Origin of the sequence: Bradyrhizobium sp. 170, from assembly GCF_023101085.1 — a bacterium.
GTDB lineage: Bacteria > Pseudomonadota > Alphaproteobacteria > Rhizobiales > Xanthobacteraceae > Bradyrhizobium.
The window spans coordinates 5,999,436-6,022,429 of record NZ_CP064703.1 but is presented as its reverse complement, the minus strand read 5'-3'; the positions used below and the strand labels follow the sequence as shown (position 1 = coordinate 6,022,429).

The 22,994-nt window shown below is 62.1% G+C and carries 20 protein-coding genes and 1 pseudogene; 14 read left to right on the top strand and 7 right to left on the bottom strand.

All coding sequences use genetic code 11. The features are described from left to right. Nucleotides 1–49: 49 nt before the first annotated feature. Complete coding sequence (locus tag IVB05_RS28020) at nt 50–541, top strand: DUF892 family protein (RefSeq protein ID WP_247779178.1); 492 nt, start codon at nt 50–52, stop codon at nt 539–541. A 73-nt stretch (nt 542–614) separates the two neighbouring features. On the opposite strand, the gene IVB05_RS28015 is transcribed toward IVB05_RS28020, so the two are convergent. Further along, on the bottom strand, nt 615–1,181 hold the full coding sequence (locus IVB05_RS28015; RefSeq protein ID WP_346771787.1) for a phosphatase PAP2 family protein: 567 nt from the start codon (nt 1,179–1,181) through the stop codon (nt 615–617). Between the two features lie 337 nt (nt 1,182–1,518). Here IVB05_RS28015 and IVB05_RS28010 point away from each other — a divergent pair, with 337 nt between their 5' ends. Together IVB05_RS28010 and IVB05_RS28005 are read left to right on the top strand one after the other, a co-directional pair. Further along, entirely contained in the window at nt 1,519–2,046 is a 528-nt protein-coding gene (locus IVB05_RS28010) for a hypothetical protein (protein WP_247779177.1), read from the top strand. A 92-nt stretch (nt 2,047–2,138) separates the two neighbouring features. Then, nucleotides 2,139–4,859 carry an EAL domain-containing protein gene (locus IVB05_RS28005; protein WP_247779176.1) on the top strand — a complete coding sequence of 907 codons (2,721 nt, stop codon included), beginning with the start codon at nt 2,139–2,141 and terminating at the stop codon, nt 4,857–4,859. Between the two features lie 19 nt (nt 4,860–4,878). Here IVB05_RS28005 and IVB05_RS28000 read toward each other — a convergent pair whose 3' ends face one another. The 3 genes from IVB05_RS28000 to IVB05_RS27990 form a co-directional block, all read right to left on the bottom strand. Then, on the bottom strand, nt 4,879–7,350 hold the full coding sequence (locus tag IVB05_RS28000; protein WP_247779175.1) for a PAS domain-containing hybrid sensor histidine kinase/response regulator: 2,472 nt from the start codon (nt 7,348–7,350) through the stop codon (nt 4,879–4,881). 44 nt (nt 7,351–7,394) lie between these two features. Next, nucleotides 7,395–8,159, bottom strand: coding sequence for a thermonuclease family protein (locus tag IVB05_RS27995; protein ID WP_247779174.1), 765 nt, complete (start codon nt 8,157–8,159; stop codon nt 7,395–7,397). 75 nt (nt 8,160–8,234) lie between these two features. Continuing rightward, nucleotides 8,235–8,411, bottom strand: a complete 177-nt coding sequence (locus IVB05_RS27990; protein ID WP_247779173.1) for an RNA polymerase sigma factor region1.1 domain-containing protein — start codon at nt 8,409–8,411, stop codon at nt 8,235–8,237. 111 nt (nt 8,412–8,522) lie between these two features. Between IVB05_RS27990 and IVB05_RS27985 the strand changes: the two genes are divergently transcribed. The 5 genes from IVB05_RS27985 (at nt 8,523) to IVB05_RS27965 (ending at nt 12,380) form a co-directional block, all read left to right on the top strand. After that, nucleotides 8,523–8,732, top strand: coding sequence for a hypothetical protein (locus IVB05_RS27985; RefSeq protein WP_247779172.1), 210 nt, complete (start codon nt 8,523–8,525; stop codon nt 8,730–8,732). Nucleotides 8,733–8,871: 139 nt separating this feature from the next. After that, a complete protein-coding gene (locus tag IVB05_RS27980; RefSeq protein WP_247779171.1) occupies nt 8,872–10,887 on the top strand; it encodes an acetyl/propionyl/methylcrotonyl-CoA carboxylase subunit alpha in 2,016 nt (671 codons plus the stop codon). A 143-nt stretch (nt 10,888–11,030) separates the two neighbouring features. Next, nucleotides 11,031–11,900, top strand: a complete 870-nt coding sequence (locus tag IVB05_RS27975; protein ID WP_247779170.1) for an isocitrate lyase/PEP mutase family protein — start codon at nt 11,031–11,033, stop codon at nt 11,898–11,900. Next, nucleotides 11,897–12,196: an acylphosphatase gene (locus IVB05_RS27970; RefSeq protein WP_247779169.1), complete on the top strand. Its 300-nt coding sequence runs from the start codon at nt 11,897–11,899 to the stop codon at nt 12,194–12,196. Before IVB05_RS27975 ends, IVB05_RS27970 begins: the two co-directional genes overlap by 4 nt. Nucleotides 12,197–12,236: 40 nt before the next feature. Next, nucleotides 12,237–12,380, top strand: coding sequence for a hypothetical protein (locus IVB05_RS27965; protein ID WP_247779168.1), 144 nt, complete (start codon nt 12,237–12,239; stop codon nt 12,378–12,380). A gap of 12 nt (nt 12,381–12,392) precedes the next feature. On the opposite strand, the gene IVB05_RS27960 is transcribed toward IVB05_RS27965, so the two are convergent. Next, nucleotides 12,393–12,545 carry a hypothetical protein gene (locus IVB05_RS27960; protein WP_247787437.1) on the bottom strand — a complete coding sequence of 51 codons (153 nt, stop codon included), beginning with the start codon at nt 12,543–12,545 and terminating at the stop codon, nt 12,393–12,395. Nucleotides 12,546–12,999: 454 nt separating this feature from the next. Between IVB05_RS27960 and IVB05_RS27955 the strand changes: the two genes are divergently transcribed. After that, entirely contained in the window at nt 13,000–15,228 is a 2,229-nt protein-coding gene (locus tag IVB05_RS27955; RefSeq protein ID WP_247779167.1) for an MASE1 domain-containing protein, read from the top strand. On the opposite strand, the gene IVB05_RS27950 is transcribed toward IVB05_RS27955, so the two are convergent. Next, nucleotides 15,223–15,885, bottom strand: coding sequence for a response regulator transcription factor (locus tag IVB05_RS27950; RefSeq protein ID WP_247779166.1), 663 nt, complete (start codon nt 15,883–15,885; stop codon nt 15,223–15,225). The two genes, IVB05_RS27955 and IVB05_RS27950, sit on opposite strands and share 6 nt — an antisense overlap. 502 nt (nt 15,886–16,387) lie before the next feature. Here IVB05_RS27950 and opgC point away from each other — a divergent pair. Beyond that, nucleotides 16,388–17,743 carry an OpgC domain-containing protein gene (opgC, locus tag IVB05_RS27945; protein ID WP_247779165.1) on the top strand — a complete coding sequence of 452 codons (1,356 nt, stop codon included), beginning with the start codon at nt 16,388–16,390 and terminating at the stop codon, nt 17,741–17,743. Nucleotides 17,744–17,778: 35 nt separating this feature from the next. Next, nucleotides 17,779–17,997 (top strand): hypothetical protein, encoded by a 219-nt coding sequence (locus IVB05_RS27940; RefSeq protein ID WP_247779164.1) that lies wholly within the window; start codon nt 17,779–17,781, stop codon nt 17,995–17,997. Nucleotides 17,998–18,144: 147 nt separating this feature from the next. Here the strand turns inward: IVB05_RS27940 and IVB05_RS43795 are convergent. Continuing rightward, nucleotides 18,145–19,982, bottom strand: a pseudogene (locus IVB05_RS43795) (diguanylate cyclase). Between the two features lie 324 nt (nt 19,983–20,306). On the opposite strand from IVB05_RS43795, the gene IVB05_RS27930 reads away from it, so the two are divergent. From IVB05_RS27930 to IVB05_RS27920, 3 genes are read left to right on the top strand one after another with little or no spacing between them, the layout of a single operon-like run. After that, entirely contained in the window at nt 20,307–20,864 is a 558-nt protein-coding gene (locus tag IVB05_RS27930; RefSeq protein WP_214489801.1) for a MarR family transcriptional regulator, read from the top strand. A 27-nt stretch (nt 20,865–20,891) separates the two neighbouring features. Beyond that, nucleotides 20,892–21,557, top strand: a complete 666-nt coding sequence (locus tag IVB05_RS27925; RefSeq protein ID WP_247779163.1) for a DUF4166 domain-containing protein — start codon at nt 20,892–20,894, stop codon at nt 21,555–21,557. After that, nucleotides 21,554–22,990, top strand: a complete 1,437-nt coding sequence (locus tag IVB05_RS27920; RefSeq protein ID WP_247779162.1) for a TIGR01777 family oxidoreductase — start codon at nt 21,554–21,556, stop codon at nt 22,988–22,990. Before IVB05_RS27925 ends, IVB05_RS27920 begins: the two co-directional genes overlap by 4 nt. Nucleotides 22,991–22,994: the final 4 nt, after the last annotated feature.

Genomic DNA, 22,994 nt, shown 5'->3' with positions numbered 1-22,994 from the left:
CCATTCCGTTCGATTCAATGTTGTCCGCCCGCCAACAATGGAGGACGACATGGCTGAGAAAGACCTCAACGAACTATTTCTCGATACGCTCAAGGACATCTATTACGCCGAAAAGCAGATCCTGAAGGCGCTGCCGAAAATGGCGAAGGCGGCGAATTCGGACAAGCTGCGGGCCGCGTTCGAAAAGCACCATGGCGAGACCGAGGGACAGGTCGAGCGCCTGGAACAGATATTCGAGCTGCTCGGCAAGGCCGCGCGCGGCAAGAAGTGCGATGCCATCGAGGGCATTCTCGATGAAGGCAAGGAGATCATGGAGGAGTATGCCGATACGCCTGCGCTCGACGCCGGCCTGCTGGCCGCGGCTCAAGCGGTCGAGCATTACGAGATTTCGCGTTACGGCACGCTGAAGGCCTGGGCAGCCAAGCTCAATAATCCGCAAGCCGTGAAGCTGATCGACCAGACCCTGGCCGAAGAGAAGAAGACCGACGAAGCCCTGACCAAGATCGCGGAGACCGCGGTCAACTACGAGGCCGCGGCGTAAGACTGAAAGCCGGCCGATGGCGCTGTGCCGAGCGCCGTCGGCCCTTGCTGGATGGCGGCACCGCAGGCGTCGACTATTCCCGGCGCGACAATCCGAAACCCGTCCAGCGCCGGAGCAGCCGTTCGACCGCAGCGCCGATCGCAAGGCCGGCGATGACATCGCTGGTCCAGTGCGCAAGGAGAACGATCCGCGTCAGGACGAGGCCCGCGCCGATCGACCAGGCCAGGTTGCGTTGCGCGGGCGGTAACTTTGTAGCGGCCGATGCCAGCGCGCCGACATGGATGGCATGGCCGGATGGAAAGGCGTCGAGAGGTTTTCCCGAGAACGGCACGCCGCGAAGGTGCCCGCGGAGCATCAGACGGTCAGGGCGCTTCTGGTCGAAGATCGACTTCAACAGATGCGGCAGAAGCGTAACGGCGACCGTCGTCAGCAGGATATGGTTGCTGTCGGTACGATGGCGCGCGCTTCGATGTCTGCAGTAGAGCCACCAGCCTGCGGCGAGCGCGCAAACGACATGCTCGTCGGCGCCCCAGGTAAGAACCTTGGCAATCTGTTCGACCTCCGGATTGGTGTGGTCCGAAATCCGTTCCGCGATTTCGATGTCGGCCTGGGTTGGCCTTATCCGAAACAGCGCCATCATCCGTCCTTCAACCGAAATTAAAGGAGCCCCGCCAACCCCGTCCAGAGGATTTTCACGGGATGTTCGGCGGGGCTCGAGTTCGACGTCGCGGGGGGAAAACGTCGATACGGGAAAACCCGCACCAAGCCCGATCGTTCCTGTGGCCGCTTCGCGCCGACACGTTCACTGGCTGCAGCGAGGCCGATCCCGCGAGGAAATGCCACGGAAAAACGCTCGCCAAGGTAGTGGTTTTGCGAGGCCGAACAAATATTTGCGTGGCGGCCGCTAATGTAAGCAAACGTTTAGCCGCTGCCCGTAAAATACCGGCATCAATATTTGCATTAACCTCTGGTTAGTCATGCGCCTTCTGCCGATGAAAGAGCCGGACAGGTCCTGGCGGTCGATCAAGGGCCAGTGGAAGAAGGACGCTGAAAGCGTCGGCGAGGACTTTTCGACTTTTTCGACGGGAAGCTTTACGGCCTATGACGGCCTGACCAAGGACGGCGACCACCCCAGCCTGTACTGCCTTTCCGACGGTGAGCGGATTCATGCGGCCTGCCAGGTCAGCCGCCTGATGATGAGCAAATTCCCGTCGCCGATCCTGCGGGCGCGCTTTATCCTGGTGTCGCCGGTCTATGAACTGGGGATCGCAGACGCCGGCCAATACGCCCAGATGATGGTGGCACTGTTCTCGGGCATCGTATGGCTGTCGCGGGATACGATGACCGCCAGCCACATTCGCTTCTTTCTGAAGAGTCCCGGGGATGCGCAGTTCTTCGCGCCGCTGCAGGCCGCGACCGCGCTGTCGCCGTTCTCGGAGTTCACGATCGACGGCGCGCTGATCGAATGCAGCCTCAAGGAAGCTGAATTGGCGGAAACCGCCTGATTCCGCCGCCGCTTTAACCTCGCGATAACTCATTTTGCTAACGCCCTTTTGGGTTGTGCTCCCTACAACAAGCGCCTGTGGGGGCAGCGGAAATGCTGAATAATTCATCGCAAGACGTCATCGCGGAGAGCCAGCCGCAGTTCGGTGCGGGCAAGCCGTGGCGGATCAGGCTGGGTGCGATCCAGTGGCTGATCCTGAGTGCGGCGGTGCTCGTGATCGCGATCATGCTCGGCACCGGCTATTTCGCCATGCAATATCGCGAGCGGGCGCTGGAAGTTGCCGAACGCGAACTCAACAACCACGCGCTGCTGCTGTCGCGGCATTTCGACCAGCAACTCCTGGACCTCCAGCATGTCCAGCAAGACGTCGTGGCCGGACTGCGGGCGGATGGGGTCCACACCGCCGGCGACTTCGAAAGCAAGATGTCGACCTTGAGCGCGCACGAGATGCTGCGCACGAAGCTCTCGGTGCTGCCGCATGTGGGTGCCTTAAATCTCTGGAGCGCCAGGGGCTGGCTGATCAATTCGTCCGAGATGTGGCCGGTGGCGGACAAGACCATCACGGACCGGCGCTACTTCCAGGAGTTCATGTCAGGCAAGCCGACGCCTGACGTGATCGTCGAGCCGGTCGTGAGCAGGGTGACCAAGGTCTGGACGACGGTCTTTGCGCGAAAGATCACCGGCCGCCAGGGCGAGATCATCGGCTTCGCCGTCCGCGGCGTCGAACCTTCGCACTTCGAGGACTTTGTCGCATCGCTGGCGCTGGGCAGCGACACCGCGATTTCGATGATTCACCGCGACGGCACCATCATCGCCCGCTATCCCAAGGACGACAAGCTGATCGGCCACAACGTTGCCAACACGGACGCGTTTCAGCAAGCGCTGGCGCTGGACGGCAATGTTTCGGGACGCTTCACCAGCGCGCGGTTGTCCGAAGACAAGGTCGGCGCGGTCAAGTCGCTGATGCATTTTCCGATCCTGATCGTCGCGACCACCAGAACGGAGACTGCGCTCGCCGACTGGCGAGCGCAGGCCAGGTTGCAATTTTTTGCGGCGGCGCTGGCGATCGTCGTCGTGATCGGCATGGTCTTCCTGATCGTGCGCCAGCTACGCCAGCAGCATGCCGCCGCGCAGCGCAAGCTCTCGGAGAAGAGCCAGCATCTCGACACCGCCATCAACAACATGACGCAGGGCCTGCTGCTGTTCGATTCCTCAGGGCGCCTCGTGATCTGCAACCGCCGATACATCGACATGTTCGGCCTCTCGACCGACGTGGTCAAACCCGGCTGTCATCTGCGCGACCTGATCCAGCACCGTCAGGAGCGCGGCTCCTTTGTCGGCGACGTCGACGCCTATTGCGCCCGGTTTCTCGATCCCAACAGCAGCCTGGTGCAGGACACCGTGACCTCGACGCCGGACGGGCGCACGATCCGGCTGATCTTCAAGCGCTCGCCGGACGGTGGCTGGGCCACGACATTGGAAGACGTCACCGAAGGGCGGCGCGACCAGGCCAGGATCGAACATCTCGCCCATTACGACGCGCTGACCAATCTGCCGAACCGCTCGCTGTTCCAGCGCCATGCGGAAGGGTTGCTGCTGGAAACCGAGGGGCGCGAATTCGCGATCCTCTATATCGACGTCGACGAGTTCAAGCGCATCAACGATACGCTGGGACATCTGATCGGCGACGAGTTCCTGAAGGGCGTGGCGGAACGGCTGCGCCAGTCGGTGGGACCTGAAGATTTCATCGCCCGCCTCGGCGGAGACGAATTCGCCATCCTGCAGCACGGCATCGAGAGCGGTGAGGACGTGCACGCACTGGTCGCGCGGATCTATCAGGCGCTACGGACGCCGTTCGATTGCGATGGCCACCAGCTTGCCTGCGATGCCAGCATCGGCATCGCGGTCGCCCCGCGCGACGGCTCTGACCTGTTCGATCTCCTGAAGAACGCCGATCTCGCGATGTATGCGGCGAAGGCGGCCGGCCGCAGAACCTATCGCTTCTTCGATCCCGCTATGGAGCAGCAGGCCAATCATCGCCGCGAGCTGGAGGCGGACTTGCGCGCGGCGCTGGCCGAGGGCAGCTTCGAGCTGCACTATCAGCCGCAGGTCGATCTGCGCAGCGATCGTGTCACCGGCTGCGAGGCGCTGTTGCGCTGGCGGCATCCGGTGCGCGGCATGGTCTCTCCGGCCGACTTCGTGCCGGTCGCGGAGGAAACCGGCCTGATCGAGGAGATCGGGCAGTGGGTGTTGCGCACCGCCTGCGCGGAAGCGGCGAACTGGCCGGCCGATGTACGCATTGCCGTCAACGTCTCGCCGATCCAGTTCCGGTCGGACACGCTGTCGCTGAAGGTCGCTTCGGTTCTTTCAGAGACCGGGCTCGACCCGCGCCGGCTGGAGCTGGAGATCACGGAAGCCGTCCTGATCGCGGACGACGACGCGGCGCTCGCGACGCTGAACCAGCTCCGCGCGCTCGGGGTTCACATCGCGCTCGACGATTTCGGCACCGGTTATTCCTCGCTGCAATATCTGCAGCGTTTCCCGTTCGACAAGATCAAGATCGACCGTTCCTTCGTCAAGGAAGTGACGCGCAATTCCTCGTCGGCCTCGATCATCCGCGCGGTGGTGAGCATCGCCGCCGACCGCAACATGGTCACGACCGCAGAAGGCGTCGAGACCCTGCAGCAGCGCGAGACCGTGCAGAATCTCGGATGCACCCAGATGCAGGGTTATCTGTTCAGCGCGGCGCGTCCGGCGCGGGAGGTCCGCGCGCTGCTGGCATCGGGCGGGGCAGGCGTCGAGGACGCCGCGTAGGGCTGGAGACCATCTTGCTTCAAGCCGGCTGTGGCCGCGCCTCGGAAATCGCCTTCCTGAGAATCCGCGACAGCAATTCCACCGAATAGGGTTTCTGGATCAGCTCAAAGCCGCGGTGGGCATTCTCCGCCAGCACGTTGCTGTAGCCGCTGGTGAGGACCACGGGCAGGCCGGGATAGCGTTCGCGCACGATGCCGGCGAGTTCGACACCGTTCATCCCGGGCATGATGACGTCGGAAAACACCAGATCGGCGGAAAACTCATCCTCGGCCAGGATCGCGAGCGCGGCATCCGCGCTGGCGACGCGGCGGACGGTGTATCCGAGATCTTCCAGCAACTCGGTGGAGAACTGTCCGACGTCGTCATTGTCCTCGACCACGAGGACGCGGTAGCCGCGGCCGCGTGCGGCGGGTTCGCTGGCGCTCGCCGCCGCCTCGACGGCATCGGCCGGCACCGCGGCCTGGGGCAGGTAGATCGTAAACGTCGCGCCCTGGCCGGGGTCGCTCACGACCGCGATGTCGCCGTCGGACTGCTTGGCAAAACCGAACGCCTGGCTGAGGCCGAGGCCGGTGCCCTTGCCGACTTCCTTGGTGGTGAAGAACGGCTCGAAGATGGTCTCGAGCAGGGCAGGCTCGATGCCGGTGCCGGTGTCAGTCACGGTGACGGCGATGAAGTCGCCGCTGCGGGCGGGCTGGGCGCGGAGCGGCGGAATGGCATCCACCTTCCGGACCTGGATATTCAGCCGGCCTTCGCTGTCCATGGCGTCGCGGCTGTTGACGGCGAGATTGATCAGCGCGGTTTCGAACTGCGCGACATCGGCGATCGCGAAGCAATGGAGATCGGCGATGTCGACGTCGATCCTGATCCGGGCGCCGACCAGCGGCCGGATCAGTTGCGCCACCGCCTCAACCTGGGTGCCGACATTGAACACCTGCGGCTTCAGCGGCTGCTTGCGGGCGAATGCAAGCAATTGTCCGGTCAGCTTGGAGGCGCGCTCCACCGTCTCGGAGATCGCGTCGATATAGCGCCGGCGCCGCTCTTCCGACAGTTCGCGGCGGCGCAGGAAGTCGGTCGCGGACCGGATGATGGTCAACAGATTGTTGAAATCGTGGGCCACGCCGCCGGTCAATTGTCCGACCGCTTCCATCTTCTGCGACTGGCGCAGCGCTTCCTCACCCTGGCGGCGCTCGGTGATGTCGATGGCCTCCGGCACCGCGCCGATGATCGCGCCGTGCTGGTCGCGCAGCGGGCGCATCGCAAAGTCGAAATAACGCTCGCCGATCGGCAGCTGCAGCCGCATCTCGGTCTGGATTTCTTCGCCCCGCATCACGGCGATGAAGGCGTCGCGGACGGCGTCCCGCATGCCTTCGGTTCCGGTGAACCACGGCGTTTCCCAGAACGGCTTGCCGATCACCTCGCTGGCATTTGCGCCGATACCTGCGAGCGAGGTGCTGTTCGAATGCAAGACGTCGCCGTGCGCGTTGAGCAGCCCCTGATACTGATGGCTGGTCTCGAAGATCGCGCGCATCTGGGCTTCGCTGGATTCCAGTTGTGCCGTCCGCTCGGTGATCCGCAATTCGAGGATTTCATTCAGCCGGCGCAGATCGTGCTCGGCCTGCTTGGCTGACGTGATGTCGTGGGCGACGCCGATGAAGCCGATGTGGGCGCCGGTCGGGTCCCAGCGCGGCTGGGATTCCGATCGCATCCATCGCCAGTCGCCGTCGGCGCGCTGGTAGCGGGCTTCCAGCGCGAACGGCCTGAGCGAGGCCTCGCCCGCGACCAATTCCTGCAGGAAACGGGGCAGGTCGTCCGGATGCAGCATCTTGCGCCAGTCGTACACGATGGCTTCCTCGAACGGCATCCCGAGAAAATCGAGATAGGCCTGGTTGAGGAAAGAGCGGGTGCGATCGAGCTTGGTGACCCAGATCGGCACCGGCGCGCTGTTCGCGATCAGGCGGAACCGCTCCTCGCTTTCGCGCAAGGTGGCCTGCGCCAGCATTTGAGGGGTGACGTCGCAATCGGCGCCGACCAGGCGCAGCGCGCGGCCGTCGCGGTCGCGCTCGATCTTGGCGACGACGCGGATCCAGCGCATCGCGCCGTCATTCGGCCGTACAATGCGGTATTCGGCCGAATAGTCCTCGCCCTCGCTCTTTAGGACGTCGAACAAATGCTGGACCGTTCGCTCGCGATCCTCGGGATGGATTCGGCTGACCCATTCCTCATAGGTCTCATTGGCCGCGTCGGGCGGCAAGCCGTGCACCAGGAGATATTCGGGGGAGCGGCGGTTCTTGACGCCGTCACGGAAATCGATTTCGAGACCGCCGACACCGGCGATGCGCTGGATCCGCACCAGTTCCGCCTCGCGTTCCTGCAGGGCGCGATGAGCCCGATCGCGTTCGCTCGCGATTTGCTGGAGATGTCGCCGCAAGCGCTCAGCGGCAGCTTCGGGCAAGACGCTTGAAGTGTCGGAAGTGGTCATGCGTGCCGGCAACCTCTGCCTGCACTTTCACACAAGAAGTGGCGCGATTGCCAGCTTCATTTGCTCCTTGTGGTTGATCGGCAGTTATAAGCCCTGCGGAACCCGGCGGCTTGCGCATCTTCCTCGGAACAGAACCAGCGGTCCGGCTTGGTCAGGCCCGGATAGGAGCGGCACATCTGGAGGTGGTAGATGCCGAGGTTCCCGGTGACGCGGGCGCGGACGGCGTATTTGCCCTTGATGTTGCAGCTCGCCGGCATCACGAGATCCTCGGGGAACAAGGCCTCGCGGATTTCGCGGTCGCGATCAGCGCGGCAGGAGGCACCGAGCAGGGTGCCGTCCTTCCTGGCCGCGCGGAACTCGCGCGGCGCGACGAAGCAGCCTTTCCACAGGCCCTGGCGGTCGTCTTTGGCGCGCGCCTCGTCCGCCTGGAAGCGGCCGCTGGCGGAAGCTTCGACATTCAAGCCAAAGCCGTTGCGGACCAGCAACTGGCTGAGACTTGTGGTGTCGCCCTCGATCTTGCACACACCGATACGCCGTTTCTTGTAGGCGGGATCGGGACCCAGATCGTCGCAGCGGACCTGTTTGCCGCCGAGCAGTTTTGCCAACTGATCGCGCGCCTCGATACCGCAGGTCCAGCTATCGGCATTCTGGTCGATGCAGAGTTGATCGACGGTGGGCGCCTCGATGCCGTCGAGCCGGTAGGTGACGTTGCCGAGCTGAAGCGTGCTGCCATCCCGGACGATGGCGGTGGCGGCCGAACTCTGGCTGGCCGGAAGTACGATCGATAGCAACGCCGCAACCAGAAAAACCCGTGACCGCATCTGTTTCACTTTAAATAGATTTCGCACTGATGCGTTCTAGCACAGACTGGCGTCAAGGAACCAAGCGCGGCGGCCTTACGCCTCTCTGACGTCTATTCCCCGGGCACTCAAGGCGTCGAAGAGAGCTTCGATAATATCGGGCTCAAGCCTGTGGGCAGACGACGGCGCGAGCTCGTTAATTTGGTCAAATGTGATGAACCCATGCTGGTCGCCGATTTCAATCGCTCTTCTGATGATCGCCGATAAATCCATTTGATCGTCCTCCGATATCGAAGCTCCTACTAAAAGGGGACGAGAGCACCATTGACTTCACTAGAACAAAAGAAGAACATTAGCAGCGTCGCTCAACACGGAATATTTGCCATGTCGTCCTCTTCACAGCCGAAGTCCGAAGAGAACGACGAACTGGAATCTGCAGTGGATCAAGCCATTTCCGCCTGCGGCGGCGACATGCGGGCGACGATCCGCGCGCTGATCGTGGCCAACGAATATCTGGAATCCGAGGCCGCCGAGCTGATGAAGGCGGTATCACGCGCCTATGCGCGGGGCCGGTTCAACGCCTATTCCGGGTGAATTACGGCCAGCCGGTGCGGCGAGGCCGATACGAGACCGTTGCCTCCATCGATTTTTGCTGTACGACGGGTGGGTTACCCGCGTCCCGCATGTCACATTGCGGGGGAGGATCCCGCCCAAAAGCCCAAGCAAGAAGAACATGTTCAAACGAATTCTGATCGCAAATCGCGGCGAGATCGCCTGCCGGGTCATCAAGACTGCGCGCCGGATGGGGATCGAGACGGTGGCCGTGTATTCCGAGGCCGACCGCGATGCGCTGCACGTCGAAATGGCCGATGACGCCGTGCTGATCGGCCCGCCGGCCGCGGCCGAAAGTTATCTGCTGATCGACAGAATCGTCGATGCCTGCCGCAAGACGGGCGCGCAGGCCGTGCATCCCGGCTATGGCTTCCTGTCCGAGCGCGAGGCGTTTCCGCGCGCGCTTGCCAAGGCGGGCATCGTCTTCATCGGTCCCAATCCGGGCGCCATCGCCGCGATGGGCGACAAGATCGAATCCAAGAAGGCCGCCGCCAAGGCCAAGGTCTCGACGGTGCCCGGACATCTCGGCGTCATCGAAGATGAAAAGCACGCGGTGAAGATCGCCGACGAGATCGGTTATCCCGTGATGATCAAGGCCTCCGCCGGCGGCGGCGGCAAGGGCATGCGGATCGCGCATTCGAAGGCCGAGGTCGCCGAAGGCTTCAACCTCGCCAAGGCCGAGGCCAAATCCTCGTTCGGCGACGACCGCGTCTTCATCGAGAAATTCATCGTCGATCCCCGGCACATCGAAATCCAGGTGCTGGGCGACAAGCATGGCAACGTGATCTATCTCGGCGAGCGCGAATGTTCGATCCAGCGCCGTAACCAGAAGGTCATCGAGGAAGCGCCGTCGCCGCTGCTCGACGAGACCACCCGCCGCAAGATGGGCGAGCAGGCGGTGTCGCTGGCAAAGGCGGTGAACTACGATTCCGCCGGCACGGTCGAATTCGTCGCCGGCCAGGACAAGAGCTTCTACTTCCTCGAGATGAACACCCGCCTGCAGGTCGAACATCCCGTCACCGAACTGGTCACCGGCATCGACCTCGTCGAGCAGATGATCCGCGTCGCCGCCGGCGAAAAGCTTTCGCTGTCGCAGAAGGACGTCACGCTGACCGGATGGGCCGTGGAATCGCGCGTCTATGCCGAGGATCCGTTCCGCAATTTCCTCCCCTCGATTGGGCGTCTGGTGAAGTACCGTCCGCCCGCCGAGGCGAGCCATGACGGCATCACCATCCGCAACGACACCGGCGTGCAGGAAGGCGGCGAGATCTCGATCCACTACGATCCGATGATCGCCAAGCTCGTCACGCACGCGCCGTCGCGCGCCGCTGCGATCGAGGCGCAATCAACCGCGCTGGACGCGTTTTACGTCGATGGTATCAGGCACAACATTCCGTTCCTCTCGGCGCTGATGAACCATCCGCGCTGGCGCGAGGGCAAGCTTTCCACCGGCTTCATCGTCGAAGAATTTCCAAAAGGCTTTTCCGCGCGCCCGCCGGAAGGCGAGATCGCGCGGCGGCTGGCTGCCGTCGGCGCCGCGATCGATCATGTGCTTGGCGAGCGCAAGCGGCAGATTTCCGGACAGATGAACGGGCGGCTGGTGCAACGCGAACGCCGCCGCGCGGTGTGGCTCGATCGCGACGAAATCGCACTCGATGTGGCGCGCGAGGCCGAGGGCATCGCGGTGCGCTTCATCGGCGCCGACGGTCTGCCCGGCAATCCGCACAATCTGGTTTCCAACTGGACACCGGGCGAACCGGTCTGGCAGGGCACCATCGACGGCCACTTGGTGGCGATGCAGGTGCGCGCGATCCCGAACGGCATCCGCCTTGCGCACCAGGGCTTTGATGTCGCGGTCAACGTCTTCACCGAAAGCGAGGCTACTGCCGCCCGGCTGATGCCGGTGACATCGGCGGCCGACACCGGCAAGAAGCTGTTGTGCCCGATGCCGGGGCTCGTGGTGTCGATTGCCGTCAGCGAAGGGCAGGAGGTCAAGTTGGGCGAGACCTTGGCCGTGGTCGAGGCGATGAAGATGCAGAACGTGCTGCGCGCCGAGCGCGACGGCACGGTGAAGAAGATCCACGCCGCGGCCGGCGCCACGCTGGCGGTGGATGCGTTGATCCTGGAATTCGCGTAACGCATAGCGCCGTCATTGCCTGCGACAAACGCGAAGCGTTTGTGCAAGGGAGCGTCAGCGACGAAGCAATCCATGGTTCGGCTTGTAGCGCTATGGATTGCTTCGCTGCGCTCGCAATGACGGGGATAGAACTGAGGGCAACCATGGCTTTCCGTCAGCGCCGAGAGAAATTGCGTTCCATCCTCTCCGGCTCCACCTGCATCCGCCCCGGATCGGTCTATGACGCGACCTCGATCCGTATTGCCGAAGACCTTGGTTTCGAGCTCGGCATGTTCGGCGGCTCGGTTGCCTCGCTGGTCGTGCTCGGCGATCCCGACATTGCGCTGATCACGTTGACGGAACTGGCCGAGCAGATGCGCCGGATGTCGCGCGCCTCCACCTTGCCGGTGCTGGTCGATGCCGACCACGGCTATGGCAATGCGCTCAACGTCCGCCGCACCGTGCAGGAGCTGGAGACGGCCGGTGCCGCCGGCCTGACCATCGAGGACACGCTGCTGCCGCCGGCCTTTGGACAGGCCGGGACGCAACTGATCTCGCTGGAGGAGGGCGTCGGCAAGATGAAGGCCGCGCTCGATGGCCGCAGCGATCCGTCGCTGGTCGTCATGGGCCGCACCGGGGCGGTGTCCATCACCGGCCTCGATGACGCGATCGTGCGGGCGCGGGCGTATGAGGCCACCGGTGTCGATGCGCTGTTCTTCACCGGCATCAAGAACCGCGAGGAATTGGAAGCTATTTCCGCCGCGACCCGCCTGCCGATCGTGTTGGGCGGTGCGCCCGAGGATATGACCGCGCTCGATTATCTCGCAAGCCAGCGCGTTCGGATCGCGCTGCAGGGCCACGCGCCGTTCGCCGCCGCCACGCAAGCCGTCTATGAAACGCTGAAGGCCTTGCGTGAGGGAACCTCGCCGAAAAACCTGAAGGGTCTGGCGTCGTCCGAACTGACCGGCAAGGCGATGTGCGAAGCCGACGTGAAGGCGCGCAGCGGCGTATTTCTCGGATTGAAGAAGCCATGAGCGACGCGATCCGCCACGTCACGATCAGGGGCCGGGTGCAGGGCGTCGGCTACCGCGCCTGGGTCGAGCACCGGGCTGTGGCACATGATCTCGAAGGCTGGGTACGTAACCGGCGCGATGGCAGTGTCGAGGCGCTCTTTGCGGGGCCGGAGGCCGTGGTGATGACCATGATCGCGGCCTGCCGGCGCGGACCATCATCGGCGCGGGTGGACGCCCTGCAGGACGAAGCCGCCGGTCCCGACATGCTGAACCTGCGGGAGGCAGGCGAGCGGTTCTCTGTGCTGCCGACGATCTAACGACCGCGATATGGCTAAGACGCACCCACGAGGTGACTGAATGAAGCCGCAACCCGCAGGACGCGACTGGAGACGGATCCATCATTCCCCGATGTTCTGGATCGGGATCGTGATGTGCCTGGCCGCGATTACGATCTATGTGCTGTCTGATGACCTCTCGTGGCGGCCGCAGGCGCTGCGATAGGGGCCGGGGGCGCTAGAAGAAGCCCGGGCTTAGATCGAGGCCGTAAGTCAGCATCAGCAGGGAAACGAACAGGGCGGCCGCGCACAATAGCGCGAACTGCTTGAGAATCTCGTTGTCGTTGATGGTGACCATGACGCGCGAAAGTGCCCGTGCGATAGCTGTCATTGCGACCTCCATGCGTCGGCGCCCGTGCAAGTGATAGCGCGGAGGGCTTTGCATGGATGTGAGCTGGCTCACCTGTCAGTCAAATGATCGGCAGAAGATGCCGTCGTTGCTTCCGGGAACCACGAACTAGCTAGCACAACCGCCGTTTCCGAGATTACCCCTAAGCGGACATGACGCGGATTCCAAAATCGACGCAAATGACCTCTTCAGACTTCGCGGGGGTAAAGACGTACTACCAGCCGCGCGTTCTGCTAACTCGAATTGGGTAGTTTCCTCAACGAACCCGAATTGCGATTATGCAGGGCAATTGCGGTGGCCGCCGGGGTTGTGGGGGCGGCGTTGAGATGCTCCATCGCACGCGCCATCACTTCGTCCACCAGCAGACTGCGGTGAACAATTCGATTTGAGCGCATCTTGCCGAGTTTTGCATTGTCGCACCGGTCGGACGTAGGGGGTGTCGATCAACCGCTTGGTAAACGCGAAAGTAGCGATCCTTCTTTATCAAAGAGATCAAAAAGTCAGTCATGGTGGACGATCCAACTGCCTAGTCCAGGCGTCGACGATGTCCGATCCACGATCACTAACGCCAGAGATAAATTTCCGCCGAGGCATTAGCTATGCCGGCGGTCTGGTCGCAATTGGAGTGATCTATTTCGCCCTGGCAAAAGGCGGCCTTGCTCTCGCCTCTATTCATGCCAGTGCAACGCCAATTTGGCCACCGACGGGTGTCGCGCTGGCGGCGGTGCTGTTGTGGGGATATCGGGCTTGGCCCGCGATTTTCACGGCAGCGGTGATCGCCAATGCGACGACCGCCGGCTCGGTTGCCACCGCAATTGCGATTGCGACCGGTAACTCTCTTGAAGCGGTTGTTGGCGCTTACCTGATCAATCGATGGTCGAGCGGATGTAATACTTTTTCGACGCCAAATTCTGTCGCGAAGTTTGCTCTGATTTGCTTCGTGATCGCGACACCGATCAGCGCCAGCATCGGACTGACCAGCCTGGCAACTGCCGGGTACATCGAACGGACGAATTTCGCGAACGCCTGGGTCACATGGTGGCTGGGAGATGTGACCGGCGCGCTGGTCATTGCCCCCGTTATCGTGCTTTGGGCATCAAGCCACTACCATGCTTTCAACCGCAATGAATATTTGGAGGCGATCGGCGTCCTCGCAACAGCGGCGGCTGTTGGACTCATTGCTTTCAGCCCCCTGATCGAGCAAACGCCGAGTCGAGATCCACTGGGTTTTCTTGTGATCCTGCCGTTGTTGTGGGCGGCGCTGCGCCGCGGTCCACGTGACACCGCAACGGTTGCGCTGGTGCTTGCCGGCTTCACCATTTGGGGGACGCTCACGGGCGGCGGCCCCTTCACGACCGCGGATCTCAACGTTTCATTCCTGCTGGTGTTGATGTTCCTGATCAGTATTACGGTTCCGAGCTTGTTACTGAGCGCCGACGTCGAGGTCCGCAAGAGAGGGGAGGAATGGCTGCGCCGCGCGCAGATCGAACTCGAACGGAAGGTCGCAGAGCGTACGCAAGAGCTTGAGCTCGCCAATGCGGCAAAATCGCGCTTTCTTGCCATGGCAAGCCACGATTTGCGGCAGCCATTACATGCACTAGGCTTGTTCGTTGCCCAGTTGCGTACGCCGCTCAGATCGGGGGAACGGACAAGGACGATCGATCTGGTCGATGCAACGCGCAAGGAAATGGATGAAATGCTCAATTCGCTCCTGGATATGTCCAGGCTCGATGCTGGGATACTCATACCCACAATTACTGAATTCCCGATCGCGCGCCTGTTGCAAAAAATTGAGACGACGTTTGATCAGGCAACGCGAGAAACAGGCTTGCGTCTACGCGTCAGGCGAAGTGACGCCTGGGTGCGGAGCGACGCCATGCTGCTCGAACGCATACTGCTCAATTTGGTATCCAATGCTGTGCGCTATACATTGCGGGGCGGGATCATTGTCGGCTGTCGTCGGCGCGGTCAAATGTTGCGCATCGAAGTATGGGATAGTGGTCCCGGCATTCCTGAGGATCAGAAGCAGAATATCTTTGGCGAGTTTTTTCAACTTGCTGCCCGAGACCGGAACCGGTACGGCAGCATGGGGCTCGGCTTGGCTATCGTCGACAGGCTTCGCCTGCTTCTCAACCATCCAATCGACTTAGCTTCGACTGTGGGCCGAGGTTCGCGATTCGCGATCCTGGTTCCGATGGCCGACGAATGCGACACGTCCACCGAGCCCGTCGACTCACCTCACCCCGTGGCCTTTGCTGTCGAAGGCAAGGTCGTTCTTGTTATTGCCGATGCTCCAATCGTGCAGGAGGGAACGGGCGGATTGCTTGGCAGATGGGGATACACCGTCCTTACCACCGGATCCGACGAAGCGGCACTTATCCGACTTGCGGAGCGCCAACAACGCCCCGATCTTATAATCTCGGATTATCATCTTGCGAGCGGAAAGACCGGGATCCGAGCCATTGAACAAATCAATGCGGCGTTTGGTTTATCCATTCCAGCTATTCTCATCAGCGGCGATACGGCACCTGAACCAGCACGTGAGGCCAAGGATAGAGGATACATTTTGCTGCACAAGCCTGTCGACCCAATGCGGCTCCGCGCTGTCATGCACGAGCTCTTTATGGATCATGACGATAGGAGAGATACCGGGCCGGCTTTATGACTCAGATCGCGGCGACGATTCCCAGCCCATTTTTCCTACTTTTATTACTGCCTCGGTGCGGCTCGTTACGCTGAGCGCCTTGAGAACGACCGTGATGTGGTTCTTCACCGTCGGAACTGCCATATTGAGGGTCTTGGCAATGACCTTGTTGCTTTTTCCCTTCATCAGGAGCGCAAGCACTTCAATCTGCCGATCGGTCAACCCGAGCCCCTTAAGAGAGTCGTGCGTCGCCAGCTTATTTGTAAGCCGCGGAGACGTTGTTTCCTCCAGAATTTCCGAGGGAATGTAAATGCCGCCGGAGAACACTAACTTAATGGCGTTGAGCATGACCTCACGTTCGGTAGTTTTCGGGATGAAACCCAGAGCGCCAAGTTTGAAAGCGCGCTTGACTGTGTCTTGATCATTCGAGGACGAAAGAATGATGATAGCAATGGTCGGATAGCGGTCTCGCAGTTCGCGGAGGACAGAGAAGCCATCTCTGTCAGGCAAATTGATATCAAGCAAGATGAGGCTGATGTCGGGATGTTCCTCGACTATGTCCATTGCCTGACGGCTGCTCGAAGCTTCAAATATGACGGCTTCTCGCTTCAGTTGTCTCAGGACGGCGTACAACGCCTCGCGTATCAATGCATGATCGTCAACAATAAGAACTTTCATGAAAAGCTCTCCGTCATCCCATGGCACGGAGATCCAATTGAAGAAATCATACACCCACCTTTGGGTCTTTGGCGAGGAAGAGGCTGGCGGGAAGACTGGCCCCGAAACCGTTCATTCTTCATCCCTGGCCCAACCAGCGGTTCACGGTTAGGCACTCAAGATAGAAGTCGAATGCCGCTGTGTGCTGTAATTGTAATCAGCTCACAGGACGTCGAAAAAGCGAGTGCGGACCACGAGAGTCATGGGATTCAGAGTGCGGTACCTTGATCATAGGACCTAGGAACCCCTCTGTGAGGACCTCCGGCTGATTTACCCGCTGTGCCGTTGAATGATAATCGTCAACCGACAGCCTCCCGCGCCAAGGGGTTCTACGAGGCGTCGCTATAATTCGCGGCCGGGTTCGGCGCGGCTGATGTTTTTCGTCAGATTCGGTCCCTCTTGAAACGTGCTTGGACGCCGGACGGGGAACCATATGCTTGATCGAACTGCTCCCCCGAAGCCATTGGCAGGCGCGCTGCCGGAGCTGAAAGGCTACGGCCGCGATCTGCGCATTGATGCCTGCCGCGGCATCGCGCTCTGGTGCATCTTTCTTGACCATGTCCCCAACAACATCGGGAGCTGGCTAACCCTGCGCAACTACGGCTTCAGCGATGCCGCGGAAGTATTCATGTTTCTTTCGGGTGTGACCTGCGCGCTGTCCTACGGCAAGGCACGGCAGAGCGGGGGCTGGACCGGCGTGATCGGCCGGACGCTGTGGCGAAGCTGGGATATTTATGTCGCATTTCTGCTGCTCACGCTCGCCTGCGCCGTCGTGGTTCACCTCGCAGGCGGCGGCCGTCTTGCCGATGAGAGCAATACGCGCATTCTGTTGGATCAGCCGGGCGTGACGCTCGCGCACGCGGCGATCCTGCAATACCGCCCGGTCAACACCGACATCTTGCCGCTCTTCGTGCTTTATCACCTTCTGTTCGCGCCGCTGCTCTGGCTACTGCTGCGAGCGCCGAACGCAACGCTCGGCGCGTCGCTGTTGCTTTACACCCTGGTGCACGTCTTCGGCTGGACCATCCCGGCGTGGCCGAACAGCCACTGGTTCTTCAATCCGCTAGCCTGGCAACTGCCGCTCGTGCTTGGCGCGTGGTGGATCATCGAAGGCAAGAGATTCCGACCGTGGGTGACCTCACGCACCGTGCTTGTGCCTGCCGTTCTCTATCTGGTGTTCAGCCTCATCATCGCATTGAGCTGCAGCATCAAACCGCTGGAAGCGCTGGTCCCGCAGGCGCTGCTGACGCTGTTTTACCCGATGGACAAATCGAATCTCGATCCATTGCGACTGCTGCATTTTTTGGCCCTTGCGGTTTTGGCGGCATGGTTCGTGCCTCGCAATTGGCGAGGGCTGACGACGGCGGTGATGCGCGGCGCCATTCTCTGTGGCCAGAACTCGCTGCCAACCTACTGCCTCGGCGTTCTGCTGACGCTGGCCAGCCACCTGGCGCTGCTCGACATCTCGGACGGGCTGATGATGCAGATCGCGCTCAGTGTTGGTGGCGTCCTGGTGATGATCGTGGCGGCGACGCTGCTGAACTCGATCAAGAGCAAACGCGGGCAGCAGCCGCACACGAAGCCCGCCGACCTGCCCGTCGAGCAGCCAACCAAGTTTGATCTGGTCATCAATCTGAAGACAGCCAAGGCGCTCGGCGTTGACATTCCGCCCACGCTGCTCGCCTCGTGCCGACGAGGTGATCGAATAAAGATGCTGTTTGCTTCGGTGCGCGAGTCCGGCTGCGGCGCTGATCCAGTGCCAGCAATCGCGCACGCCTTCGGGCCACCAGCGAAAAATGTGGGTCAGGATGTGAATTAGAATCACAAGGGGGCCGTTGTACAGGAGCCAAGGCCATGATTTCCCACCCAAGGACCCACAAGGGAGCGGTGCTGATCGCGGCGTACGTGATGTTTGCCTGCGTTGCGGCATTACTGTCGGTCAACTTGACGTCACCCACCAGCGCCGCGCTCGGCGCTGACTGGCGGTGCAGCCGGTTTGCGCTCGTACTCACGACCTGCACCCCGGTGCCTGCACGCGAGACCGTTTCCACTGGCGTGCGCAAGCGGCCCTAGTACACGACAAAACGAACATCATGCTGCGAATGTCAGCTTAAATCAGCGGACACCCTCTGCGAGGGCTCCTTTCCTAATTTGAGTCGGGCTGGCGATACGCTCGGCCAACTCCAACAGCTGCTCGGTCTGGCACTCGGTTGGAAACTTCTAATGCGTCCGTTCGCCCGGTGCGAACTCGCCATCGGGCTGGATGGGGGCGCTCTCGACATATTGCAGGTCGAGGGAGGAATAAACGATGCTGCGATTGCGGCCGAGACGCTTGGCCTCATAGAGCGCGGTGTCGGCTTCTCCCACCAGCGCGGCCTCGTCGAGCGTCGAGCGGCTTTTGGCGGCGACGCCCGCGCTGATGGTGATGTAGCCGCGGCTGGAGGCCGTGTTCGGAATGCCCAGAGCCCGAACCGTCAGCCGGATGGCTTCGGCGACCTTCAGGGCATCGTCTTCCGTTGTGTTCGGCAACACGACGGCAATTCCTCGCCGCCATAGCGCGCGGACAGGCCTGACGTATTGGCGGTCGCATCGCCGATGGCTTTCGCAACCGCCTGCAGGCAACGGTCGCCGGCCTGGTGTCCGTAGGTGTCGTTGTAGCCCTTGAAATTGTCGATATCGAACAGCAGCACTGAAATTTCCTCGCAGGCTTCGTATTCGCGCCGCAGGAAGCCGTCGAAGGTGCGGCGGTTGGTGAGCCCGGTCAGTCCGTCGGTTGCAGCGAGCTGGGTGAGGCGGCGGTTGAGCTGGGTCAACTCATCCTCCATCCGCTTGCGCTCGGTCACATCGCGGATGACGCAGAGAAACTCCGTCCGTGCGGGGTCGCTGGTTTCCGACGCCAGCTTGAACTTGCTTTCCACCCACGCCAGCGTCCCGTCGCCGCGATAGTGTCGAAACACGACGGTGCTGACGCTGTCGAGGCCATTGATCCGGGCAGTCGCCGATTTGACGCTCTCCCTGTCGTCGGGATGCACCAGCTCGAAGCATGATTTGCCGAGAAGATCCTTCGGCCGCAATCCCAGCACCGGCTCGGCCGACCGCGAAACATAGCGCAACAGGCTGCGGGCATCGATCAGGATGATGATGTCGGCGATGTTGTTCGCCAGCAGGCGATAATGCGCCTCGCGCTCGCGCAGTGCGCGCTCGGTTTTGCTGCGGAAATGGAACTGCAGGGCGAGCAACGCCGCCAGCAGGAGGATCATGCACAGCAGTACGCCGGCAACGATGACATCGGTCCGCAGGGTCTTCCACCATTCGGCCAGCATCCAGTCTTCCGACATCGCCACGGTGACGACCGCCGGGTAATTCGGCGTTTCCTCATAACTGAGGTGCTTTGTGATGCCATCGAACGGCGAGCTGATCTTGTAGGATCCGACGGAACTCAGCTTGAGATGCCTGGTGAACAGGTCGGTCTTGGAAAGATCGGCACCCTTGTCCGACGACGGCCATCGGAGCAGGAGGACACCGTCATTTCGTATCAGGCTGATGCCGCCGTCCGGGCCGAGTTGAAAGGTCCGGTAGAAGCCGTGGAAATAGTCGCTCTCGATCTCTGCGGCGACGACCCCGCCGAAACTGCCATCCTGCCTGGTAATGCGCTTCGACAGCACCATCGTGGGGCGATCGTCCAGCCGCGACCGCAGCGGTTCGCTGATGCGGAGCTTCTTTCCGGGTGTGTCGCGATGATAGGCAAAATAACCGCGGTCCGAAATGTTGTAACGCGGCCTCTCCGGATACGAGGAAAAGCGCCAGGCGCCGTTGGCATCGGAGACGCCGATGCCGCGGAGTTGTGGCAGCGTATTCGCGGTGTCCGCCAAATAGGCGTTGAACCGTTCGGGGTCCGGATCCCGGAATTTGAGCGAGTCGACCATTCCGGCCATTGCAATATCGACGGCCTGAATAGCGTGCGAAGCGTGCTCGGAGAATGAATGGGCGAGGTTCTGGATCTCGGAGCTGCCGCTCGCCAGCGCCGCTTTCTTGGCGTCGAGCGCCTTCCAGGCCATGACGCCCAGGACGCAGGCCGTCATGACCAGCGCAAAGGTGATGACCACGGCCGTCGATGTTACCCGCCGCAGCGGCCCGCCCGGGTCCGGGGTATTTCGATGGGGCATCTTTCGCCTTGATGACCGCGTCAGACCTAGTTGCCGGCAACGCGCGCGGTGAATCCTAGGACGCGACCGGTACTGAGGGGTTAACGGATCGACTGGGAAAACAGCGGAACCCGGATTCGACAGGGTTCCATATCGGGAACCCAGCCTAGGCAGAGCGCGGCTTCCGACGGGGGCGACGGGCTTGACATTCGAACAGTTCCGTCAGATATTTCTGTCATGACAGAAACAACCGACAAGAAGAAACTCCCTGCCGTCGTCGAACGGTTCATCCTGCACTGGGGCGACATGGGGGATGAGTGGGGCGTCAACCGCTCCGTCAGCCAGATCCACGGCCTGCTGTATCTCGCCGAGGCGCCGATGACCGCGGAAGACATCGCCGAGACGCTCGGCATGGCGCGATCCAACGTCTCCAACTCCATCAAGGAATTGCTGGCCTGGAATTTGATCCGGCGTGTGCCGATCCTTGGCGACCGCCGCGATCATTTCGAGGCGGAGACCGACATCTGGGAAGTGGCAGCGCGGATCGCCGCCCGCCGCAAGGAGCGCGAGATCGATCCCGCGGTCGATGCGCTGCGCGCCTGTGTCTCCGATGCGGCCGATGATCCGACCATCAGCCCGGTCGCGGCTAAGCGGCTCAAGGAAATGCTGGCTTTCACCGAACTGGTCGACCGCTGGTACACGCAGATGCTGGGCGTGCCGCGGCCGAGGCTGGTCGCGCTGATCAAGCTTGGCGAGAAGATCGTGAGCTTCTTGCCGGCGGGGAAATCCAGGTAGGGCAGAGGGGCAGGGCAGGAGCGTGCGATGGCGTCCACAAGAGTACCAAGGCTTCCCGCAACGCCCGCTTCGAACACCATCCTGCTCGACGACCGCCGCTTCCACGATCTGTTGCCCGACGAGGATTGGGGCCGGCTGCCGCTGGCGATCTGGCGGCGCTTCTCCAAGCGCTTCGCCGATGGCGAGACCGTCGTCTATGTCGGCACGGTCGAGGAGGCGAGTTTTAGCCGCGCCGGCTGGTGGCTGGCGCAGCTCGCGCGTGTCATCGGCGGGCCGTTGCCGACCGGCGCCGAGACCGGTGTCCCGATGGTCGTGACAGTGACCGAGGATGCGGCGAGCGGCGGCCAGATCTGGACCCGGATCTGCGCGCGCAGCAACGGCTTTCCGCAGGTCATTCACTCCGCGAAACGTTTCGCCGGGCCGACCGGGCTCGAGGAATATGTCGGTTACGGCGTCAGCATGGCGTTGCGGATATCGGTCGAGCATGAAGCCCTGGTGTTTCGCAGCGTCGGCTATTCCCTGCAGATCGGGCCGTTGAGATTGCCGCTGCCGATGCGGTTCACGCCCGGCGATCTCACCGTGATCCATTCCGATCTCGGCGGCGGCACGTTCCGCTTCACGCTGGAGATCGATCATCCGCGCTTCGGCAAACTCAGTCGTCAATCCGCCGTGTTCCGGGAGGCCGCATCATGACGTCGCTGCTTTGGATCCTGATCGCCATTCAGGTCGTGATGGGCGTGTTCGACACGTTCTATCACCATGAGCTGACGGAGCGGCTCGCATGGCGTCCCTCGCAGCGCTACGAGCTCCAACTCCATGCGCTGCGCAACATGCTTTATGCGCTGCTGTTCCTGGTGCTGGGCTGGCTGGAAGTGCACGGCATCCTCGCGATGCTGATCATCGCCGTTCTCGTCGCGGAAATCGTCATCACGCTGATGGATTTCGTCGAGGAGGACATGAGCCGGAAACTGCCGGCCAGCGAACGCATCAATCACACGCTCCTCGCGATCAACTACGGCGCCATTCTGGTGCTGCTGCTGCCGGTCCTGATCGGCTGGGCAGGGCAGCCGACCGCTGTCACATCGGCTTACACGGGTTGGCTCAGCCTGATCGCGGCGGCGGCAGCCGCGGGCGCCGCGCTGTGTGGCCTGCGCGATTTCACCGCGTCGAAGCGCCTTTCGCGCATGACCAGCGCGCCTGCGGCGAGCCTGGTCGAAAAACTGCCCGCACGGCAGACCGTGCTGGTGACCGGCGCCACCGGCTTCATCGGCAGCCGCCTGGTCGCAGGCTTGAGCGGGGCGGGGCATCAGGTCATCGCGCTGGTGCGCAATCCGGCGAAGGCCGAGATGCTGCCGCCGCCGATCACGCTGATCACGAGCCTCGATCAGCTTCCGGCGGATACCAGCATCGACGTCATCGTGAATCTCGCAGGCGAGCCGATCGGCAACGGGCTGTGGACCGACGCCAAGCGTCGAAAAATCCTCGACTCCCGGATCAACATGACCGGCGACATCGTCAAGCTGATCGCGCGGCTCGAACGCAAGCCGGCCGTGCTGGTGAGCGGTTCGGCCATTGGCTGGTATGGGCTCTGGCAGGATCAGGTGCTGACGGAGTCGGCAAAATCACACGCCTGCTTCAGCCACGAACTCTGCGACGCCTGGGAGAACGCGGCGCGTCCGGCGGAAGAGCATGGCGTGCGCGTGGTCTGTCTGCGGATCGGCCTCGTGATCGGCACCGATGGCGGCTTCATCACGCGGATGCTGACGCCGTTCGAATTCGGCCTTGGCGGGCCGCTCGGTTCGGGCCGGCAGTGGATGTCCTGGATCGAGCGCGACGATCTGATCCGCCTGATCGCGCATGTGATCGCAAAACCTGAACTGGCAGGGCCGATCAACGCCACCGCGCCGATCCCGGTCACCAATCTGAAATTCACCGAAGAACTCGGCCGCCGCTTGCACCGGCCGGCGGTGTTCCGCATTCCCGGCGCGCTGCTGCGCCGCGTCGGCGGTGACTTCGCCGATGAATTGCTGTTGGGCGGCCAGCGCGTCTTGCCGAACAAGGCGCTCAGCAACGGCTTCGTGTTCCGGCACGAAACGCTGCGCAGCGCGTTCGAGGCGATCTTGTGAGGAG

Coding starts and splice junctions, on each gene's coding strand:
- IVB05_RS28020 (WP_247779178.1), top strand. CDS start 50: ATGGCTGAGAAAGACCTCAACGAACTATTTCTCGATACGCTCAAGGAC.
- IVB05_RS28015 (WP_346771787.1), bottom strand. CDS start 1,181: ATGATGGCGCTGTTTCGGATAAGGCCAACCCAGGCCGACATCGAAATC.
- IVB05_RS28010 (WP_247779177.1), top strand. CDS start 1,519: ATGCGCCTTCTGCCGATGAAAGAGCCGGACAGGTCCTGGCGGTCGATC.
- IVB05_RS28005 (WP_247779176.1), top strand. CDS start 2,139: ATGCTGAATAATTCATCGCAAGACGTCATCGCGGAGAGCCAGCCGCAG.
- IVB05_RS27995 (WP_247779174.1), bottom strand. CDS start 8,159: ATGCGGTCACGGGTTTTTCTGGTTGCGGCGTTGCTATCGATCGTACTT.
- IVB05_RS27990 (WP_247779173.1), bottom strand. CDS start 8,411: ATGGATTTATCGGCGATCATCAGAAGAGCGATTGAAATCGGCGACCAG.
- IVB05_RS27985 (WP_247779172.1), top strand. CDS start 8,523: ATGTCGTCCTCTTCACAGCCGAAGTCCGAAGAGAACGACGAACTGGAA.
- IVB05_RS27980 (WP_247779171.1), top strand. CDS start 8,872: ATGTTCAAACGAATTCTGATCGCAAATCGCGGCGAGATCGCCTGCCGG.
- IVB05_RS27975 (WP_247779170.1), top strand. CDS start 11,031: ATGGCTTTCCGTCAGCGCCGAGAGAAATTGCGTTCCATCCTCTCCGGC.
- IVB05_RS27970 (WP_247779169.1), top strand. CDS start 11,897: ATGAGCGACGCGATCCGCCACGTCACGATCAGGGGCCGGGTGCAGGGC.
- IVB05_RS27965 (WP_247779168.1), top strand. CDS start 12,237: ATGAAGCCGCAACCCGCAGGACGCGACTGGAGACGGATCCATCATTCC.
- IVB05_RS27960 (WP_247787437.1), bottom strand. CDS start 12,545: ATGACAGCTATCGCACGGGCACTTTCGCGCGTCATGGTCACCATCAAC.
- IVB05_RS27950 (WP_247779166.1), bottom strand. CDS start 15,885: ATGAAAGTTCTTATTGTTGACGATCATGCATTGATACGCGAGGCGTTG.
- IVB05_RS27940 (WP_247779164.1), top strand. CDS start 17,779: ATGATTTCCCACCCAAGGACCCACAAGGGAGCGGTGCTGATCGCGGCG.
- IVB05_RS27930 (WP_214489801.1), top strand. CDS start 20,307: ATGACAGAAACAACCGACAAGAAGAAACTCCCTGCCGTCGTCGAACGG.
- IVB05_RS27925 (WP_247779163.1), top strand. CDS start 20,892: ATGGCGTCCACAAGAGTACCAAGGCTTCCCGCAACGCCCGCTTCGAAC.
- IVB05_RS27920 (WP_247779162.1), top strand. CDS start 21,554: ATGACGTCGCTGCTTTGGATCCTGATCGCCATTCAGGTCGTGATGGGC.